Genomic DNA, 19,975 nt, shown 5'->3' with positions numbered 1-19,975 from the left:
CCCCCGGGACGCACGAAGAATGAGCGCGCCCGTTGACAACGTTGTCGAAAGGCTGAGGATGACAACCCGCACGACAGTCCGCAGAACCGGCCGCAGGGCCGCCCGCCTCGCGGTGGGCGTGCTCGGAGCCGCCGTCCTGCTCGGGACCGGGCTCGGCGCGCCGGTGGCGCAGGCCGCGGCCCACGACTCCGGCCGGCTCACGGACCTGGTCAACACCTTCATCGGCACCGAGAACGAGGGCAACACCTACCCCGGTGCCGCCGTCCCGTTCGGCATGGTCCAGTTCTCGCCCGACACCGGGCACAACACCGGCTACGACTACTCCGAGAACCACATCCGCGGCTTCTCGACCGTCCACATCTCCGGTGTCGGCTGCGGGCTCGGCGGCGACCTGCCCGTGCTGCCCACGACCGGGGACATCACGAGCACGGACTACGCGAAGTACGCGGCCGAGTTCAGCCACGACGACGAGACGGCCTCGCCCGGCTACTACAAGGTCGGCCTCAAGACCGGGATCGGCGCCGAACTGAGCGCCACCCCGCGCACCGGCGTCCAGCGCTACACCTTCCCGGCCACCGACAAGGCCAACGTCCTCATCAACGCGGGCCAGTCCCTGCACAAGTCCGTGCACACCAAGGTCGAGATCCTCGACAGCCGCACCGTGCGCACCGCCATCACGGGCAGCGGCTTCTGCCAGGACACCAAGCCGTACACGGTCTACACGATCACCAAGTTCGACCGCCCCTTCAAGACGTCCGGCACCTGGAAGGGCGACACCGTCACCGCGGGCTCCAGGTCCTCCGCCGCGGACGCCGAGCGCAACGGCGCCTACGTGCGGTTCGACACGAGCAAGGACCGCACCGTCGAGGCGACCACCGCCATCTCCTACGTGGACGCCAAGGGCGCGGCCCTCAACCTCCGCGCGGAGGGCGGCCGTTCCTTCGACAAGGTCCACCGCGCCGCGACCGCAGCGTGGGAGGACCGGCTCGGCGACGTCCAGGCGAAGGGCGGCGGCGAGACCCTGCGCCGCACCTTCTACTCCTCGCTGTACCGCTCGTTCCTCGCGCCGAACGTCGGCAGCGACGTGGACGGCCGGTACACCGGCTGGGACCAGAAGATCCACCGTGCCAAGGGGTACACGTACTACCAGAACTGGTCGCTCTGGGACACCTACCGCACCCAGGCGCAGCTCCTGGCGCTGCTCGCGCCGCGCGAGTCGCGGGACATGGCCCTGTCGGTCATCCAGATCGACAAGGACAGCGGCTGGCTGCCCAAGTGGGGCTACGGCACGGTCGAGACGAACATCATGACCGGTGACCCGGTCACCCCGTTCCTCACCAACGCCTACCAGCAGGGCCTGCTCAAGGGGCACGAGGAGGACGCGTACCGCGCGCTGAAGAAGAACGCCGACGGCGTGCCGCCGGCCGATTCCGCGCCCGTGGGCCGCGAGGCCAACAAGGAGTACCTGGCCGACGGCTTCGCCCCGTACATCAAGGGCCGCGCGCACGTGAAGCCCGGCGACTCCGACTACGACCACGGGGCCTCGGCCACCCTGGAGTACGCCCTGTCCGACGCCATGCTCGGTCAGATGGCGAAGGAGCTGGGCCACAAGGCCGACGCGAAGCGGTACGCCGAGCGGGCGCAGAACTACCGCAAGATCTTCGACAGCTCGACCGGTTTCTTCCGGGCGCGCGACGCCTCCGGCGCCTTCACCGGGCCCGCCGACCCCGCGCAGAGCGAGGGCTTCCACGAGGGCACGTCCTGGCAGTACCAGTGGCTCGTGCCGCAGGACCTGCCCGGCATGGTCTCCCTGATCGGCGGCACGGACGCGGCGAACAAGCGCCTCGACTCCTTCTTCGCCTACGACCAGCTCGTCGCCGACCCGGCGAAGACCGCCCGCGAGGTGTGGGTCAACGGGCCGTACGACTACTACAACGCGGACAAGTACAACCCGCAGAACGAGCCCGACCTCATCGCCCCGTACACCTACCTCTCCACCGGCCAGCCGTGGAAGACCACCGACGTGGTGCACGCCGCGCTGACCCTGTTCACCGACGGCCCGACCGGCATGACCGGCAACGACGACCTCGGCACCATGTCCGCCTGGAACGTCCTGTCGTCCATCGGCATCTTCCCGGTGCAGCCCGGCACCGACACCTGGGGCCTGTCGACGCCCGTCTTCGAGCGTGTCGACCTCACCCTGGACCGCCGCTACTACCCGAAGGGGAAGCTGACGGTACGGGCGCCGGGCACGTCCGGCACCGACCGGTACATCCAGTCGGCCCGCACGAACGGGGCCGCGTACGGCAAGACGTATCTGACCACCGAGGACCTGCGCGGCCTGCGCGATCTGTCGTTCACGGTGGGCAGCGCGCCCTCGGCGTGGGGGACCGGTGCGGACGCCGCGCCGCCCGCGCTGAAGTGACGTACTAGACACGCACCAGGAGTCACAGGAGACCCGCCTTTCCCGGAGAGTTCACGGAGAGGCGGGTCTTAACTTGTTGTTAACTGTGCGTGCCTAGATCGTACTTGACCGTAATCGGCGGCGGGCGATTGACTGTGCCCTTCTCGACCCCTGATGTCTTCCCCCGTCGTCGACGCGAGAGCACTCCATGACTGCCACAGCACCGGACCTGCTCGCCCCTCTCGACCTTGCCTTCTGGAACATCGAGACCGCCGAACACCCCATGCACCTGGGCGCGTTGGGCGTCTTCGAGGCCGACGGGCCGGGCGCCGCCCGCCACGCGTACGAACTCCTCGCCGCGCGCGCCGCCGGAGTGCCGGGTCTGCGGATGCGCATAGCGGGCGTACTGGTGCCCGTGGGCGGCGCCGCGCGCGTGGAAGTCACGAGCTTCGACCCGCTGGACCACGTGCGGATCGCGGAGCCCGTCGCCGACTTCCACGCCGCCGCGGGCGCGCTGATGCAGCGGCCGCTCGACCGGGCCCGGCCCCCGTGGGAGGCGCACGTCCTGCCTTCGGCGGACGGCGCGTCCTTCGCCGTGCTCTTCAAGTTCCACCACGCCCTCGCCGACGGACTGCGCGCGCTGACGCTCGCCGCCGCCGTCATGGACCCCGTGGACCTGCCCGCCGCACGGGCGCCGAAGGAGGAGCCCGCGCCCCGGCGCGGCCTGCGCCTGCCCTTCCCCGGCCTGCGCGACCTCACCCTCGGCGATCTCGACCCGCGCCGCTACCCCGGCCACGTCCGCTCCCTGGTGACCAGCACCACACAGGCCGTCTCGATCGGCGCCTCCGTGGCCCGCGCCACCTGGGGCGTGCACACCTCGCCCGCGCTGACCTCCCGGGCCAGCGGCGAGCGGGCCACCGCGGGCGTCGTCCTCGACCTCGACGACGTGCACCGGATCCGCAAGAGCGCGGGCGGCACCGTCAACGACGTCCTCATCGCGATCGTCGCCGGGGCCGTGCGGCGCTGGCTCGACGAGCGCGGCGACGGCAGCGAGGGCGTCGAACCGCGCGCCCTGATCCCCGTCTCGCGGCGCCGCCCGCGCACCGCCCACCCGCAGGGCAACCGGCTCTCCGGCTACCTCCTGCGCCTGCCGGTCGCCGAGCCCGACCCCCGGGCGCGGCTGCGCGTCGTACGGACCGCCATGGACCGGCGCAAGAATTCCGGGCCGAACCGGGGCGCCGGGGCCGTCGCCCTGCTCGCCGACCACGTGCCGCCCCTCGGGCACCGGCTCGGCGGCTCGTTCGTCGGGCAGAACGCGCGCCTCCTCTTCGACCTGCTCGTCACCAGCGTGCCGCTGCCCAGCCTCGGCCTGCGGCTCGGCGGCTGCCCCCTCACCGAGGTCTTCCCGCTGGCGCCGCTCGCCCAGGGCCAGTCCCTGGCCGTCGCGGTCTCGACGTACCGGGGGCGCGTCCACTACGGGCTCGTGGCCGACGCACGGGCCGTCCCGGACCTGGCGACGCTGGCCCGCGCCGTGACGGAGGAGCTGCGCGCGCTGACCGCCGCCTGTGCTCCGTAGGAGGGGAGCGAACCGTACGGGTTTGGAGACTGGACCGGGGCGTTTGTAAAATTTCGCTTTCATAGTTCTCGGCAGCGAGCGCGGACCCCGCGCGGCGCCCGGGATCCACTCCAGAAACGGCAGCGGCGATGACGGTGACAGACGACAACCAGGCCCCGGGGGCCTCTGACCTCTCCGGGGAGAACCCCGGTCCGGGCATCGACCCCGAGCGGCTCGCCGTCTGCCTCAGCGTGCTCGACGAGCTGGACCGGCTCGACGTGGACCACCCCGACGCGATCGCCGTGCGGCGCGCCACCGCCGGGATCTACCGGACCGTGAAGCAGCGCCGCCGCCAGGAGCGCCGCGCCGCCAAGACCGCCCACGACAAGGCCGTCACCGAGGCGACCGCGACGGGCTCCGCGCAGCGCATCGACGACGAGACCGAGGGCCTGCTGCCCCAGTCCCGCACCGAGGAGGGCACCCTCGCGGGGATCCTCCAGCGCCCGCGCTCCTGCTACACCTGCAAGAAGCGGTACGTCGAGGTCGACTACTTCTACCACCAGCTCTGTCCGGACTGCGCCCGCCTGAACCGGACCAAGCGCGACGCCCGCACCGACCTCACCGGCAAGCGGGCCCTGCTCACCGGCGGCCGCGCCAAGATCGGCATGTACATCGCGCTGCGCCTGCTGCGGGACGGCGCGCACACGACGATCACGACGCGCTTCCCCAAGGACGCCATCCGCCGCTTCAAGGCGATGGAGGACTCCGCGGACTGGATCCACCGCCTGGAGGTCGTCGGCATCGACCTGCGCGACCCGGCGCAGTCCGTCGAGCTGGCCGAGCGCCTCGCCGCGCAGGGCCCGCTCGACATCCTCATCAACAACGCCACGCAGACCGTGCGCCGCCTGCCCTCCGCCTACGCCGCCCTGGTCGACGGCGAGAGCGCGCCGCTGCCCGCCGGTGAACTGCCCGCCCACTCCGTCATCGGCGCCTTCAACTCCGGCGCGGTCGACGGCATAGCGGCCCTGCCGATCGGCACCAGCGGCCTCGACGCGCAGAAGGTCGCCGACCTGGCGCTCGTCGCGGGCAACGCGAGCGTCGAGCGGCACCTGGCCGGCACCGCGATCGACGCGGGCGGCCTCGTCCCCGACGTCGTCGACTCCAACACCTGGGTGCAGACCATCGACCAGATCTCCCCGGTCGAGCTGCTCGAGACCCAGCTGTGCAACTACACGTCGCCGTTCATCCTGATCAGCGCCCTGCGCCCGGCCATGGCCGACGCCGCGAAGAAGGCGTCGAGCGGGCGCGCCTACGTCGTCAACGTCTCCGCGATGGAGGGCGTCTTCGGCCGCGGCTACAAGGGCGCGGGCCACCCGAACACCAACGCCGCCAAGGCCGCGATGAACATGGTGACCCGCACCAGCGCCCAGGAGATGTTCCAGAGCGACGGCATCCTCATGACCTCCGTCGACACCGGCTGGATCACCGACGAGCGCCCGCACTACGACAAGCTGCGCCTCGCCGAGGAGGGCTTCCACGCCCCGCTCGACCTGATCGACGGCGCCGCCCGCGTCTACGACCCGGTCGTCCGCGGCGAGGCGGGCGACGACGTGTACGGCGTCTTCCTGAAGGACTACGAACCCGGCAAGTGGTAGCGGAGCCGGCGGCGGACGGCGCCCGCCTCGCCGGCCGGCGAGGCGGCCCGCACCCGAACGCCGTCCGCCGCCCGGCCGGGCCGGCGTCCGCTCAGCCGCTGTGCACGGCAGCCGCGTGCCGCGCCGCGACCAGCTCCAGCACCGGGCGCCAGTCCTCCATGACCCCCGCGTCCAAACCCACCACCTTGCCCGCGTCGTCCGCCTGGCGCAGGGTCACCGCGTCCTCGGCCAGCGGGTCCGCCTCGAACGCGGCGATCTCGCGCGCCGACATCGGGCCGCCCTGCGCGGCGAGGGTCCGGGCGCTCTGCGCCGACAGGCCGCGGCCCGGTTCGAGCGCGCTCAGGTAGCGCTTCGCGGGGACGTGCAGTCGCACCAGGCGCGCCACCCGCTCCCCGAGCAGCCCGCGCACCGCGTCGGCGCCCCGGTCCGCGTGCCCGGCGTCGTCTCCCGGGTACAGCAGATGGCCCAGATCGTGCACAAGCCCCGCGACCTGCAACTCCTTGTCGCTGGGCCGGCCGCGCCTGAGCAGCGCCGCGGTCTGCAGCGCGTGGTCGTGCAGGTCGACCGGGTCGCCGCTGCGGTCCGGGGTGTCCCACGCGCCCCGGCAGGCGTGCAGCGCCGCCATCAGCTCCTCGACGGTGCGCGGTCCGACGCGTTCCCCGCGGTCCATGGACGACTCCTCCCGAAGCTCCTGCGCTGCCCGTGCGTCTGTCCGGAAGGAGACCAGGGGGAGGCCATGCGCAGCGGACCGGCAGTCGACGCGACGGTCAACGGGGCGTTAACGGTCCTTCTTGCGCCGCGGGGCTGAACATCCCGGCCGCCCCGCGCGTATCTTCCCGTACCAGCCACCGGCTCGTCGTACGGGCACCGTACGGGCGGGCCGACGTCGGTCACCAGGAGGACCGCTTGCGTCGCGTGAACGGCACCACCCTCATCCTCGCCGCCCTGGTCGCCACCCTCGGCGCCCTGGCGTTCCCGATCTGGTCGTACGCCGACCGGTCGGGAACCGGCCAGGCCAACCTGGCGGCGGGCACCGTGTCCACCCAGTGGGGCCCGCTGTCGGCGACGGACCGGGACTTCCTCGTCAAGGTCAGGCTCGCCGGGCTCTGGGAGATCCCGGCGGGGCAGCAGGCGATGGAGCGCGCCCCGACGCAGGCGATCCGCGACGCGGGGGACCACCTCGTCATCGGCCACACCGACCTCGACCAGCGGGTCCGCTCGGTGGCCGCGCGGCTCGGCGTCGAACTGCCGAACCAGCCGTCCGCGCAGCAGCAGGGCTGGCTCCGGGAGATGTCCGCGGCGAGCGGCAAGGACTACGAGCGCAAGTTCGCCAATCTGCTCCGGGACTCGCACGGCAAGGTGTTCGCGCTCGTCGCCCAGGTCCGGCACACCACGCGCAACAGTCTCGTACGGGACCTGGCCACCGACGCCAACCAGACGGTCCTGGACCACATCACCATGCTGGAGAACACCGGCGACGTGGACTTCGACGCGATCGCCGACGAGGCCGCGGGCGCCGCCACCGCCAGCCCGTCGGGTCCGCCCCCGCCGGACGGGCAGGCCCCGCGGGACCCGGCCCCCGCCCAGCCCACGGGCTCGCCGGACGCGACGTCCCGCCCGTCGGCGCAGCCCACCGACGGGCCGGGACGCACCATCACCACGGACCGGCCCGCCCCGGACTACTGAGAAAACACCTAAGCGGCCCGAAAACCGCTCGCGCGGCCCGCCCCCACGTGGCTGAATGAACACCCGGCGACCTCTGCGGGACGCACGGGTTTCAGCCCCATCGAGCGGACCCTCGCTCATTTGGTTACTCTGTAGCCGGACGGTTACTGCAAGTGGGTTCCACCCGTACCCACGGAACCGCCCGGGGAGAGGCCGGCCACCACGGTCGATCCCACCAGCGGCAACCGGCGCCACCGCGCCCGAACTGGCCCTCTACCCAAGCCCGATCGGGCGTCCGGTGCCCAGCGCGACGCTGGGCCGGTCACGCCGGAGCGGGTTACCCGACACATGAGGAGTGCGCGGTGACACCAGAGAAGACGAACCACGAACAGCGCCCGAAGGAACGTACGGAGCGCGTCGGCCGCCGCCTGCCGGAGAAGCTCGGCAGTCTCGACGTCTGGGCCCGCTCGGCCCCGATCCGTCTCGCCGGGTACGAGGACGACCTCGCCGAGCCGCACATCCTGCCCAGCGTCGACTGAACCCCGCGGCCCGTCCGGCCGTCCGCCCGTATCCCGAGCCCTGCCTCGGGGTGCGGGCACACGTCTGCCCTCACCCCGGCCCGAACCCCCTGCCGCCCCGTGCGAAGATCGGTTCGCACCACCCCGTTTCGCGCAGGAGGCACAGATGACCGCGCAGGAGCCGACCGTGTCCGCGTGCTGCGCGGCGCCGCGCGGAGCCGGTCCGGCCGCGCCGGTGGTCCTCCCGCCCGCGCCCAGGCGCGCCAAGCCGCTCGGCAAGGGCATGGTCACGCTGCCCGGCGGCACCTTCCTCATGGGCAACGAGGACGAGCGGGCCAACCCGGGCGACGGCGAGGGGCCGGTCAGGGAGGTCACCGTCGCCGCGTTCCGCATCGACGAACACGCCGTCACCAACGCCCAGTTCGCCACCTTCGTGAAGGAGACGGGGTACGTCACCGCCGCCGAGCGGTTCGGCTGGTCGTACGTCTTCGCCGGGTTCCTCGCCCCCGAGCTGGTCCGGGCGACGCAGGCCCCGGCCGGCACCCCGTGGTGGCGCGGCGTCGAGGGCGCGACCTGGCGGGCGCCCGAGGGCCCCGGCTCCGGCGTCGGCGACCGGGCCCGCCACCCCGTCACCCATGTGAGCTGGGACGACGCGAGCACGTACGCGGCCTGGGCGGGCAAGCGGCTGCCGACCGAGGCCGAGTGGGAGTACGCGGCGCGCGGCGGCCTCGAACAGGCCCGCTACCCGTGGGGCGACGAGCTGACCCCGCGCGGCCACTGGCGCTGCAACATCTGGCAGGGCGAGTTCCCCCGCGTCAACACCGGCGAGGACGGGCACGTCGGCACCGCCCCGGTCGACGCCTACCGGCCCAACGCCTACGGCCTGCACAACGTCGTCGGCAACGTGTGGGAGTGGGTCGCCGACCGCTTCACGGCGACCCACGACGCTGCCCCCGCCACCGACCCGAAGGGCCCGGCGGTGGGCGGGAACCGCGTCATGCGCGGCGGCTCGTACCTGTGCCACGACTCGTACTGCAACCGCTACCGGGTCGCCGCCCGCACCGCCAACACCCCGGATTCGAGCAGCGGGAACTGCGGTTTCCGGTGCGCGGCCGACGCCTGACGCCACCGGTTCAGCGGCCGAACACCCGCCGGCCGCCGACGAACGTCTGCTCCACCTTTGTCGCCCCGATCTCCTCCGCCGGGCCCGCGAACGGGTCCCGGTCCAGGACCGCCAGGTCCGCCAGGCGGCCCGGGGCGATGGTCCCGGTCTCCGCGTCCAGACCGTTCACGTACGCGCTGCCCGCCGTGTACGCCGCGAGCGCGTCATGGAGGCCGATCCGCTGTCCGGGCAGGAACACCGGCGTCCCGGCGGGCGCGTCCGGGGCCACCCTGTTCACCGCGACGTGGATGCCCTGCAGCGGGTCCGGGCTGCTCACCGGCCAGTCGCTGCCCGCCGCGAGGGTCGCGCCCGACCGCAGCAGCGCCGCGAACGGATACTGCCGCGCCGCCCGCTCCTCGCCCAGGAACGGGACGGTCAGCTCGTCCATCTGCGGCTCGTGCGCGGCCCACAGCGGCTGGATGTTGGCGGTCGCGCCGAGCGCCCGGAACCGGGGGATGTCGTCCGGGTGCACGACCTGGAGATGGGCGAGGTGCGGCCGGGTGTCGGTCCAGCCGTTGGCCCGCCGCGCCGCCTCCACCGCGTCGAGCGCCTCGCGCACGGCACGGTCGCCGAGCGCGTGGAAGTGCACCTGGAACCCGTGGGCGTCGAGCGCGGTGACGTACGTCCTCAGGTCGCGGGGCTCGACGAAGCTGATGCCGCTGTTGTCGGTGCGGCAGCCGCACGCGTCGAGGTAGGGGTTAAGCAGCGCGGCCGTGCCGTTCTCGGCGACCCCGTCCTGCATGATCTTCACCGTCGTCGAGCGCAGCCGCCCGCGCGTGCCCGCCTCGCGCCGCGCGAGCAGCTCCTCGATCTGCTCGGTGCCGCGCGCCCGGTCCCACCACAGGGCGCCCACCACGCGCGCGGTCAGCCGGCCGTCGTCCGCGCACGCCAGGTAGGCGTCCGTGGGGTCGGTGAGGTTGGCGTGCGAGCCGAGCAGCGCGTCCTGCCAGGCGGTGATGCCGAGCGAGTGCAGCAGCTCCTGGGCGCGCAGCAGACCGGCGATCCGCTCCTCCCGGGTCAGCGGCGGCAGCAGGGCGGCGACCAGATTGGCGGCGCCCTCCTGCAACATGCCGGTGGGCGCGCCGGCGGCGTCGCGCTCGATACGGCCGTCGCCCGGGTCGGGCGTCCGGGCGTCGATCCCCGCGCGGCGCAGGGCCACGGAGTTGACCCACGCCCCGTGATGATCTCGGTTGACGAGGTACACCGGACGGTCCGGCACGAGCGCGTCCAGCTCGGCGGCGGTCGGCAGCCCGCCGGGGAACGCCTCCATCGCCCAGCCGCCCCCGGTGATCCACTCCAGCTCCGGGTGGCGCCCCGCGTACGCGGCGATCCGCTCCCGGTACTCGGCGGGCGTCGTCGCCCCGCTGAGATCGCACTGCCCGAGTTCGAGCCCGCCGCCGACCGGATGCGCGTGCGCGTCCTGGAACCCGGGGATCAGCAACCTGCCCGCCAGGTCGACGACTTCGGTCCGCGGCCCGATCAGCTCCCGTACCTCGTCGTGGCCGACGGCGACGACGCGCTCGCCGCGCACGGCGACGGAGGTGGCGCGGGACCGGGCGGGGGAGCCGGTGTGGACGGGGCCGCCGGTGAGGACGAGGTCGGCGGGGCCGGTGGAGCGGGTGTCGGACATGTGCGGTGACTCCTTGGGGTGGTGGGGTGCTACGGCGCTTCGAGCGCGGTCGGCGGCGGGACGGCGTCGGCGTCGGTGCCACGCCGGGTCGTGAAGTACGGGGAGCGGCGCCGGTACTTGGCGACTGCCGCCATCACGAGACCGGAGACGAGGACGGCCACCGGCACGGACAGCATGAACCAGCCGTTGTCCGGGCCGAGGGCGAAATGGTCGGTCATCGTCGCGTAGTCCCGGGCCAGATAGACGCCGACGCCGAGCAGGACGAGCGCGCTCAGGCCCGGCGCGACGACCGCGCGCAACGCCTCGCCCGGAGAGCCGCGCAGCGCCGTGCGGAACCTGACCGCGCAGGCCAGCGCCGTCAGGCCGTAGTACAGGGCGACGGTCAGACCGATCGAGTTCACCGCCGCCAGGATCATCTCGTTCAGCTTCGGGATGGCGAGGGCGAGGAGCGCGACCGCCGCCGCGACGGCGATGACGAGCACCGTGCCGAGCGCGGGGGAGCCGTACCGGGGGCTGACGCGTGTCCACACGCGGCCCATCGTGCGGTCCCGGCCCATCGCGTACAGGCCGCGCGCCGTCGGGATCACGCTCGACTGCAAGGACGCCACCGCCGAGAACAGCAGCGCGAGCAGCGGCAGACTGGCGACCGGTTCGTCCGCCAGCTTCGCCCCGAGGTACGTGAGCGCCGTCGGACCCTGCTCGATCAGTTCGGGCAGGGACATCTCGCGCTGGAAGGCCATCGACCCGTACAGGAACAGGGCGAGCATCGTGAACAGGGCGATGAAGCCGCCGCGGCCCACGTCCCGGACGTCCTTCGTCTCCTCGGTGACGCTGAACGCGGCGTCCCAGCCCCAGAAGAAGAACACGGCGAGGACGAGGCCCTGCGCGAACGCCGTGCCGTCGTGCACGGCGAAGGGGTTCAGCCATGACCACTGGAAGCCGTGCGCCCCGGTGACCAGACACCAGCCGCAGAACCCGAGCAGCACCGCGTACTCGAAGACGAGCAGCCACGCCTGGAGCCGGGTCGCCTTGCGGACGCCGGTGACCGCCGTGACGGTGACGGCGGCGAGGACGAGGAGCCCGACGACCGTGCTCAGTGCGGTCGAGTTCGGGTCGAGGCCGAGGCCGAACAGGGTGTGCAGATGGGCCTTGTCGGCGAACTGGAGGAAGACCGAGCCGGTCACCGCGCTCGTGTACGCCATGAAGATCACGGTGCCGACGAGGGTGACCCAGCCGGTGAGGAAACCGAGCCACGGGCCGAGCGACGAGGCGACCCACACATAACCGCTGCCCATGTTCGGCTCGTCCCGGTTCAGCCGCGCGTACGCCGTCGCGATGCCCAGGATCGGCAGGAACGCGATCAGCAGCACGGCCGGCGCCTGGAGGCCGACCGTCGCCGCGAGCGTGCCCATCCCGATGCCGATGCTCGTGGTCGCGGCGGTGCTCGACGCGGCGATGGCGACTCCGTCGACGACACCGAGGGAACGGCGCAGACCTGGAGGTTCGCTTCTGGGTGCGCTTCTCATGGGCAGGCTCCTGTGGCCGGAAGGGTGAGGGGTGGGGCGAGGAGGCTGCGATCAAACCGGGGTTGTCAGTGGTGCGTCAATGGTGTTGACATAAGGGGTCGCGTCACCGAGGGAGGGAGCGGACGGATGACGGAAGGACGTGTTCCGCAGGAGCGGCGGCGTCGTCGGCCCACCAAGTCCGGGGTGGTGCTGTCCGAGGACGTGATCGTCGACTGCGCGCTGCGGCTCGTCGAACAGCACGGGGCGGAAGCGCTCAGCGTGCGGCGGCTCGGCGCGGCGCTCGGCTGCGATCCGAGCGCCCTCTACCGGTACTTCCACCACACCGACGACCTCCTCCTCGCCCTCGCGGACCGGATCATCGGCGAGGCGCAGGCGGGGTTCGAACCGGGCGGAATGGCGTGGGACGACGCGCTGCGGGAGATGGGGCGGCGGGTCCACGCGGGGTACCGGCGCCACCCCCGGGTCGCGGCGCTCGCGGCGTACCGCGTCACGCGGCGGCTCAACGAGTTCCGGGCGGTCGACACGGGGCTCGGGCTGTTGCGGCGGGCGGGGTTCGACGGGGCGTCGGCCGTGCGCTACTACGCGGCGTTCATCGACACGGTGCTGGGTCATGCCGCCCTCGACGCCGCGCAGATGGCTCTGCCCGTGGAGCGGCGCGGGGCGGATGATCTGGCGTGGGGCGGGGTGTACGCGGGGCTGTCCGCGGGGGAGTACCCCGAGGTTGCCGCCGTGCGGGGGCACTTGCCGTTGATGGGCGGGAGTTCGTTCGAGGTCGCCTTGGAGCTGATGCTGCGGGCGCTGGTCGCGGCGTCACACGAGGTGCACCCGCGCCCCTGAGAGCGGGCCTCCCGTCGTGGCTGGTCGCGCCGTTCCCCGCGCCCCTGCGGCAAGGGCACCATGTTCGGCGTGCCGACCGGCGTGCTTCTGCTCGGCGTCGTCCGGACCCTGCCCGCCCTGATGATCGCCCGCGTCACCACCGGCCACGCCCAGGACTGATCCGCGTCACCACCGGCCGCGCCCAGGACCGATCCGAGGCCCACCGGCCCCGCCCGAAAGGCATCACGTGTCCGCAACCACCCCGCGCGTCACCGCGGTCGACACCTATGACATCCGGTTCCCGACCTCCCGGGAGCTGGACGGATCCGACGCCATGAACCCCGACCCCGACTACTCCGCCGCCTACGTCGTGCTGCGCACGGACGCCGCCGACGGGCACGAGGGGCACGGCTTCGCGTTCACCATCGGCCGCGGCAACGACGTCCAGGTCGCCGCGATCCGTGCGCTCGTCCCGTACCTCGTCGGCCGCTCCGTCGACGCCCTGTGCGCCGACCCGGGCTCCCTCAGCCGCGACCTGATCGGCGACAGTCAACTCCGCTGGCTGGGACCGGAGAAGGGCGTGATGCACATGGCGATCGGCGCCGTCGTCAACGCGGCCTGGGACCTCGCGGCCAAGCGCGCCGGGAAACCGGTGTGGCGGCTGCTCGCCGAGGCGGAGCCCGCCTGGCTCGTCCGGCAGATCGACTTCCGGTACATCGCGGACGTCCTCACCCCGGAGGAGGCCCTGCGGATGCTGGAGGAGGGCCGGGCGGGCGCCGCCGAGCGCACCGCCCGCCTCCTGGAGCGCGGCTACCCCGCCTACGCCACCTCGCCCGGCTGGCTCGGCTACTCCGACGAGAAGCTCACCCGCCTCGCCCGCCGCGCCGTCGCCGACGGCTTCACCCAGATCAAGCTGAAGGTCGGCGCGGACCTCGCCGACGACGTCCGGCGCTGCCGCACCGCCCGCGAGGCCGTCGGCCCCGGCATCCGGCTGGCCGTCGACGCCAACCAGCGCTGGAACGTCGACGAGGCGATCCGGTGGACGAACGCCCTCGCACCGTTCGACCCCTACTGGATCGAGGAGCCCACGAGCCCCGACGACATCCTCGGCCACGCCGCGATCCGCGCGGCCGTCGCCCCGGTCAGGGTCGCCACCGGCGAACACGTCCAGAACCGCGTCGTGTTCAAGCAGCTCCTCCAGGCCGGCGCCCTCGACGTCCTCCAGATCGACGCCGCCCGCGTCGGCGGCGTCAACGAGAACCTGGCGATCCTGCTGCTCGCCGCGAAGTTCGGCGTCCCCGTCTGCCCGCACGCGGGCGGTGTGGGCCTGTGCGAGCTGGTCCAGCACCTGTCGATGTTCGACTACGTCGCCCTGACGGGGACGACAGAGGACCGTGTCATCGAGTACGTCGACCATCTGCACGACCACTTCCTCGACCCGGTCGTCCTGCGCGAAGGTCACTACACGGCCCCGACCGCACCCGGCTTCTCCGCCACCATGCGCCCGGAGTCCATCGCCGAGTTCACCTGTCCGGACGGCGCGTTCTGGTCGAAGGACCTGGCCGCGCCCGAACCGCCCCACACGAACGGAGCCACAGCATGACCCGTGTTCAGGACTTCGCCGGGCTCAAGGCGCTCGTCACCGGCGGCGCCTCCGGCATCGGCCGCGCCACCGCCGAACTGCTCCTCGCGCGCGGCGCCGACGTCGCCGTCCTCGACCGCGACATCTCCGCCGTGGACAAGCCGCTGCGCGGATACGCCGCCGACGTCACCGACGACGTGAGCGTACGGGCCGCGGTGGCCGCCGCCATCGGCGACCTCGGCGGGCTCGACGTCCTGGTCAACAACGCGGGCATCGGCGCCCAGGGCACCGTCGCCGACAACGACGACGCCGAATGGCACCGCGTCCTGGACGTCAACGTCGTCGGCATGGTGCGCGTGGCCCGCGCCGCCCTGCCCGCGCTGCGGGATTCCGCCCACGCCGCGATCGTCCACACCTGCTCCATCGCCGCCACCGCCGGACTGCCGCAGCGCGCCCTGTACTCCGCGTCGAAGGGCGCCGTGTACTCCCTGACGCTCGCCATGGCCGCCGACCACGTCCGCGAGGGCATCCGCGTCAACTGCGTCAACCCGGGCACGGCGGACACGCCCTGGATCGGGCGGCTCCTCGACAAGGCCGACGACCCGGCCGCCGAACGCGCCGCCCTCGAAGCACGGCAGCCTACCGGACGGCTCGTCTGCGCCGACGAGGTCGCGGGCGCCGTCGCCTATCTGGCGAGCCCGCTCTCCGGCGCGACCACCGGCACCTCCCTCGCCGTCGACGGCGGCATGCAGGGCCTGCGCCCGCGGCCCGCGGGACAGTGACGCCGATGCGGACCCGCACCCTGGGCCGGAGCGACGTCCCGGTCACCGCGCTCGGCTTCGGCGCTGCGGGCATCGGCAACCTGTTCACCCCGGTCCGCGACGACGAGGCGTACGAGGCGCTCGACGCCGCCTGGGACGCCGGGATCCGCTACTTCGACACCGCCCCGCACTACGGCATCGGCCTCTCGGAGCGCCGTCTCGGCGAGTTCCTGCGCTCCCGCCCCACCGGCTCGTACACCCTGTCCACCAAGGTCGGCCGCCGCCTGGAACCGTACGAGGGCGGCGGCGACGACCTGGCCGACGGATTCGCCGTGCCCGCCACACACCGCCGCGTGTGGGACTTCAGCGCGGACGGGGTGCGCCGCTCCATCGAGGAGAGCCTCGGCCGGCTCGGCGTCGACAAGATCGACGTCGTCTACCTGCACGACCCGGACCACCACGCGCGGCAGGCGTTCGGTGAGGCCTGCCCCGAGCTGGAGCGGCTGCGCGGCGAAGGGCTCGTCGGCGCCGTCGGCGCGGGCATGAACCAGGCGCGGATGCTGACCCGGTTCGTCGGCGACACCGACGTCGACGTGGTCCTGTGCGCGGGCCGCTACAGCCTCCTCGACCAGGGCGCCCTGCCCCGGCTGCTGCCCGCGGCGGCCGCGCGCGGCGTCTCCGTCGTCATCGGCGGCGTCTTCAACTCGGGCCTCCTCGCCGACCCGCGCCAAGGTGGCACCTTCGACTACACGCTCGCCGCGCCCGTCATGGTCCGCAAGGCGCTGAAGCTGAAAGAGCTGGCCGAACGGCACGGCACGACCCTGCGGGCCGCCGCGCTCGCCTTCCCGTTCGGCCATCCCGCCGTCACGGGGGTCCTGGTCGGCACCCGCTCGGCGGCCGAAGTCCTGGACACGGTGCAGCAGTTCGAGACCCCGGTGCCGGACGGCTTCTGGGCCGACGCCCGCGCCCGCCACCTCCTCGACCCCGACGCCCCCACCCCCGAACAGAAGGAGCGCGCGTGAGAGTCGCCCTGCACACCAAGGTCCGCGCCGACCGCGACGTGTTCGCCGGGACCGCCCGGCGCGTCTACCTCAGCCGGGTCGGCGCCAGGAACTCCCGTACATAGGTCCGCTCCCACCACGCCCCCGTCGCCCGCAGCTCGCGCCACGTCGAGAAGCGGTAGCGGTACACCAGGACCCGGATGTGGGCGGGCGGCGCGTCGGGGAAGGGGCAGTGGCGCAGCAGGCGGAGCGTGTCCCGGTCGCCTTCGAGGAGGCGCTCCACGAGCCCGTCGAACCACGGCCCGGCGTACGCGGGGGACAGCGCGGCGAACCACATCATCCAGTCGAGCCGCAGATGGTAGGGGGCGAACTGGCGCGGGAGGCGGCGCGGATCGCCCGGCTTGCCCTTGAACTCGTAGGCCCGCCAGTCCGAGTCGGTCCGGGGTGTCGTGTCCGCCGTGCCCTCGATCACCAGCTCCTGCCGGACCCGGCCGACCGTGCCGAAGGCCCCGTACGCGTTGACGAGGTGCAGGGAGTCGTAGGAGCGGTTCATGGACTGGCGGCGGGAGAGCAGATTGCGGGCGGGGCGCCGGCTGAGCACGGCGACCAGGACGGTGAGGGCGAGTACGAGGACCTCGTACCAGAGGGGAGCCTTCGGCAGGTCGGGCGGCGTGTGCAGCGGGGTGAGGTCGAGCGCGGCGGCGGCGATCACCACCGTCAGCCAGTTCAGCCAGGCGAAGTTGCCGGACAGGATCAGCCACAGCTGCGTGACGATCATGATGGCGGCCGCGACGGTCGCGATCGGCTGCGGCGTGAAGAGGAGGAACGGCACGACGAGCTGGGTGACATGGTTCGCCGCCGCCTCCACCCGGTGCACCGGGCGCGGCAGGCGGTGGAAGAACCAGGTCAGCGGTCCCGGCATCGGCTGCGTCTCGTGGTGGAAGTACAGGCAGGTCAGCTTCCGCCAGCAGGCGTCGCCGCGCCACTTGATCAGCCCCGCGCCGAACTCCAGGCGGAACAGCAGCCAGCGCAGCAGGAACAGGACGAGGACCGGCGGCGCCACCTCGTCGTTCCCCAGGAACACCGCGAGGAAGCCGGTCTCCAGGAGCAGGGACTCCCAGCCGAAGCCGTACCAGGTCTGGCCGACGTTCACGATCGACAGATACAGCGCCCAGGGCGCCAGCCAGAGGAGCATCGCGGCCCACAGCGGCAGCAGCCCGTCCGCGCCCGCGAGCAGCGCCACGGCGAGCGCGGCCCCGGCCCAGGCACACCCCGCGAAGAACCGGTCCGAGTAGTGCAGCCGGAACAGCGTCGGCGCCCGCCGCCACGGGACCCGCGCCAGGAACCGCGGCACCGGCTGCATGCCGCGCTCCCCGATCAGGGCGCGGAACTGCAGCGCGGCCCCGACGAACGCGGTCAGATAGACCGCGGCGAGCCCGCGCTGGAAGACCAGGCGGCTCAGCCAGTACTCCCCGTCACCGAACCAGTTCACGCCCCTCAGTGTGCGCCGCGCCGCCCGCGCCCCGCATGCGGCTCTCCGGGGCCCGGCCTAGCGTGGGCTGCATGGACGCGGGTGACGGGGACGGTGTGGAGTCCGGGGAGGGAGCGGAGGACCACCCGCGCGGATTCCTGGAGGCGTACGGGCGCAGCCTGCGCATGGGCGGCTTCGAGTGGGACCTCGACTCCGGGCTCATGCACATGGACAGCAACGCGCACGTCGTCTTCGACATCAGCCCCGAGGAGTACGACGGCCGCCCGGAGAGCCTCGGCGCCCGTGTCCCGCCCGGTGAAGGGGGCCGCCTCGACGCGCTCGTCGCCCAGGCGCTCAAGAGCGGCGAGGAGAACTACGGCGCGTACTTCCGCATCCGCACGCGCGCGGGGGAGCTGCGCTGGACCCACACGCGCGGGTACATCCGCCGCGACGACAGCGGCCGCCCGCGCCGCATCGTCGGCATCGTGCGCGACGCCACCGACGAGCTGAACGACGCCACCGTCCAGCGCGAACGGGCGGCCCGCGAGGCGCTGCGGCGGCGCGAGACCAGCGTCGTGCAGTCCACCACCGCCGCCCTCGCCCACGCCCGCACCGTCACCGAGGTCATCGACGTGCTGCGCGAGACGCACGGCATCGAACACCTCGGCGCGACCAGCTTCGTCATGGGCCTGCTCCGCGCCGGCCGCATCCACCTCGTCGCCGAAGGGCCCGCGGGCAGCTTCGTGCCCGGCACGCACGTCACCCGCGTCGACGACCCGTACCCGATGGGCGAGGTCGTGCGCACCCTCAAGCCGCGCTTCATCGAGTCGCCTGAGGACTTCGCCGCGTCCTTCCCGGTCCTGTGGCCGCACATCACGCACCTGAACATCCGCTCGGCCGCCTACCTGCCGCTCATCGCGCAGGCCCGCCCCATCGGCGCCGTCGGCCTGCTCTACCACGACCGCCAGGGCTTCACGCAGTCCGAACGCAACGTGCTCGTGGCCCTCGGCAGCAGCATCGCGCAGAGCCTCCAGCGCGCCATGTTCTACGAGCAGGAGAAGGACCTCGCCCAGCACCTCCAGCAGGCGATGCTGCCGCGCACCATCCCGGCCGTGCCCGGCGCCGACATCGCCGTTCGTTATCGGGCCGCCTCCGGGCACGCACTCGGCCGCGACATCGGCGGCGACTGGTACGACGTCATCCCGCTGCCCGGCGGCCGTGTCGGCGTCGTCATCGGCGACGTCCAGGGCCACGACCCGCACGCCGCCGCCGTCATGGGCCAGCTCCGCATCGTCCTGCGCGCCTACGCCGCCGAGGGCCACACCCCCGCCACCGTCATGGCCCGCGCCTCGGTCTTCCTGCACGAACTCGACACCCAGCGCTTCGCGACCTGCCTGTACGCGGAGGCCGACCTGTCGACCGGCGTCGTCCAGATCGTCCGCGCCGGACACCTCGACCCGCTGCTCCGCCTGACCGACGGGACCTGCCGCAGACTGCCCGTCGACGGCGGCCTGCCGCTCGGCCTGTCCGCCGAGTTCGGCCGCCTCGCCTACCCGGTCACCACCGCCGAACTCGACCCCGGACAGACCCTGTTGCTCTGCACCGACGGCCTCGTCGAACAGCCGGGCGCCGACCTCGACGACGGCCTCGACGCCCTCACCGCGCTCATCGCCACCGGGCCCGCCGACGTCGACCAGCTCGCCGACCGGCTGTGCGCCTCCGTCGCCGACGGCGGCGGCGAGGACGACGTGGCCCTGCTCCTGCTGCGCCGCCGCGAGGAGGACACCCCGCTCAGCGGCAGCCGCCTCACCGAGCACGTGCCGCCCGGCGACCCGGAGGCGCTGCGGGCGGCCCGGCACATGATCCGCGCCGCCGTCCGCGCCTGGGGCGCACGGGACAGCGCCGACGAGATCGAACTCGTCGCCGACGAACTCGTCACCAACGCCCTCATGCACACCGAGGGCCCGGCCGTGATCACCCTGCGCGTGCTGACCGGCCCCGAGCGCAGGCTCCGCGTCGACGTGGAGGACACCTCCAGCGCCCTGCCCCGCCGCCGCGACGCCGGTGACGCGGGCGTGTCCGGACGCGGCCTCCTCCTCGTCGACCGGCTCGCCGACGTGTGGGGCGTCGAGGCGCGCGGTGGCGGCAAGTGTGTGTGGTGCGAGTTCGTCATGCCCGCCCGGGTGTCACCCGTATGGCGTAATCCGTGAAATGCCCGTGTGCGGGGCC

15 protein-coding genes are annotated in these 19,975 nt (G+C 73.1%); 11 read left to right on the top strand and 4 right to left on the bottom strand.

Translation table 11 applies throughout. The features are described 5' to 3' along the window. Positions 1-58 precede the first annotated feature (58 nt). From C1N81_RS11565 to C1N81_RS11555, 3 genes are all read left to right on the top strand, one after another. Positions 59-2,425, top strand: coding sequence for a GH92 family glycosyl hydrolase (locus tag C1N81_RS11565; protein WP_394428697.1), 2,367 nt, complete (start codon positions 59-61; stop codon positions 2,423-2,425). A gap of 187 nt (positions 2,426-2,612) precedes the next feature. After that, entirely contained in the window at positions 2,613-3,980 is a 1,368-nt protein-coding gene (locus C1N81_RS11560) for a wax ester/triacylglycerol synthase family O-acyltransferase (RefSeq protein WP_394428696.1), read from the top strand. Positions 3,981-4,108: 128 nt separating this feature from the next. Next, positions 4,109-5,614 (top strand): SDR family NAD(P)-dependent oxidoreductase, encoded by a 1,506-nt coding sequence (locus C1N81_RS11555; RefSeq protein WP_394428695.1) that lies wholly within the window; start codon positions 4,109-4,111, stop codon positions 5,612-5,614. A gap of 91 nt (positions 5,615-5,705) precedes the next feature. On the opposite strand, the gene C1N81_RS11550 is transcribed toward C1N81_RS11555, so the two are convergent. Beyond that, positions 5,706-6,284, bottom strand: coding sequence for an HD domain-containing protein (locus tag C1N81_RS11550; RefSeq protein WP_394428694.1), 579 nt, complete (start codon positions 6,282-6,284; stop codon positions 5,706-5,708). Between the two features lie 236 nt (positions 6,285-6,520). Between C1N81_RS11550 and C1N81_RS11545 the strand changes: the two genes are divergently transcribed. From C1N81_RS11545 to C1N81_RS11535, 3 genes are all read left to right on the top strand, one after another. Next, positions 6,521-7,300 (top strand): DUF4142 domain-containing protein, encoded by a 780-nt coding sequence (locus C1N81_RS11545; RefSeq protein WP_394428693.1) that lies wholly within the window; start codon positions 6,521-6,523, stop codon positions 7,298-7,300. A 341-nt stretch (positions 7,301-7,641) separates the two neighbouring features. Then, entirely contained in the window at positions 7,642-7,818 is a 177-nt protein-coding gene (locus C1N81_RS11540) for a hypothetical protein (protein ID WP_394428692.1), read from the top strand. Positions 7,819-7,963: 145 nt separating this feature from the next. After that, a complete protein-coding gene (locus C1N81_RS11535; protein ID WP_394428691.1) occupies positions 7,964-8,920 on the top strand; it encodes a formylglycine-generating enzyme family protein in 957 nt (318 codons plus the stop codon). Positions 8,921-8,930: 10 nt separating this feature from the next. On the opposite strand, the gene C1N81_RS11530 is transcribed toward C1N81_RS11535, so the two are convergent. Both C1N81_RS11530 and C1N81_RS11525 read right to left on the bottom strand, forming a co-directional pair. Next, complete coding sequence (locus tag C1N81_RS11530; RefSeq protein ID WP_394428690.1) at positions 8,931-10,589, bottom strand: amidohydrolase; 1,659 nt, start codon at positions 10,587-10,589, stop codon at positions 8,931-8,933. Positions 10,590-10,618: 29 nt separating this feature from the next. Next, complete coding sequence (locus C1N81_RS11525; RefSeq protein WP_394428689.1) at positions 10,619-12,115, bottom strand: APC family permease; 1,497 nt, start codon at positions 12,113-12,115, stop codon at positions 10,619-10,621. Positions 12,116-12,241: 126 nt separating this feature from the next. Between C1N81_RS11525 and C1N81_RS11520 the strand changes: the two genes are divergently transcribed. The 4 genes from C1N81_RS11520 (at position 12,242) to C1N81_RS11505 (ending at position 16,296) form a co-directional block, all read left to right on the top strand. Further along, positions 12,242-12,952, top strand: coding sequence for a TetR/AcrR family transcriptional regulator (locus C1N81_RS11520; RefSeq protein ID WP_394428688.1), 711 nt, complete (start codon positions 12,242-12,244; stop codon positions 12,950-12,952). A 226-nt stretch (positions 12,953-13,178) separates the two neighbouring features. Continuing rightward, on the top strand, positions 13,179-14,534 hold the full coding sequence (locus tag C1N81_RS11515) for an L-fuconate dehydratase (RefSeq protein WP_394428687.1): 1,356 nt from the start codon (positions 13,179-13,181) through the stop codon (positions 14,532-14,534). Continuing rightward, positions 14,531-15,295 (top strand): SDR family NAD(P)-dependent oxidoreductase, encoded by a 765-nt coding sequence (locus C1N81_RS11510; protein ID WP_394428686.1) that lies wholly within the window; start codon positions 14,531-14,533, stop codon positions 15,293-15,295. The genes C1N81_RS11515 and C1N81_RS11510 overlap by 4 nt, the downstream gene beginning before the upstream one ends. Before the next feature lie 5 nt (positions 15,296-15,300). Continuing rightward, positions 15,301-16,296, top strand: coding sequence for an aldo/keto reductase (locus C1N81_RS11505; RefSeq protein ID WP_394428685.1), 996 nt, complete (start codon positions 15,301-15,303; stop codon positions 16,294-16,296). 64 nt (positions 16,297-16,360) lie between these two features. On the opposite strand, the gene C1N81_RS11500 is transcribed toward C1N81_RS11505, so the two are convergent. Then, positions 16,361-17,767 (bottom strand): lipase maturation factor family protein, encoded by a 1,407-nt coding sequence (locus C1N81_RS11500; protein ID WP_394428684.1) that lies wholly within the window; start codon positions 17,765-17,767, stop codon positions 16,361-16,363. 71 nt (positions 17,768-17,838) lie between these two features. Here C1N81_RS11500 and C1N81_RS11495 point away from each other — a divergent pair, with 71 nt between their 5' ends. Then, positions 17,839-19,956, top strand: a complete 2,118-nt coding sequence (locus C1N81_RS11495) for a SpoIIE family protein phosphatase (RefSeq protein WP_394428683.1) — start codon at positions 17,839-17,841, stop codon at positions 19,954-19,956. The last annotated feature ends 19 nt before the right edge of the window (positions 19,957-19,975 follow it).

The organism is Streptomyces sp. SGAir0957, assembly GCF_043523415.1.
This window is presented reverse-complemented; position numbering and strand designations above follow the sequence as displayed.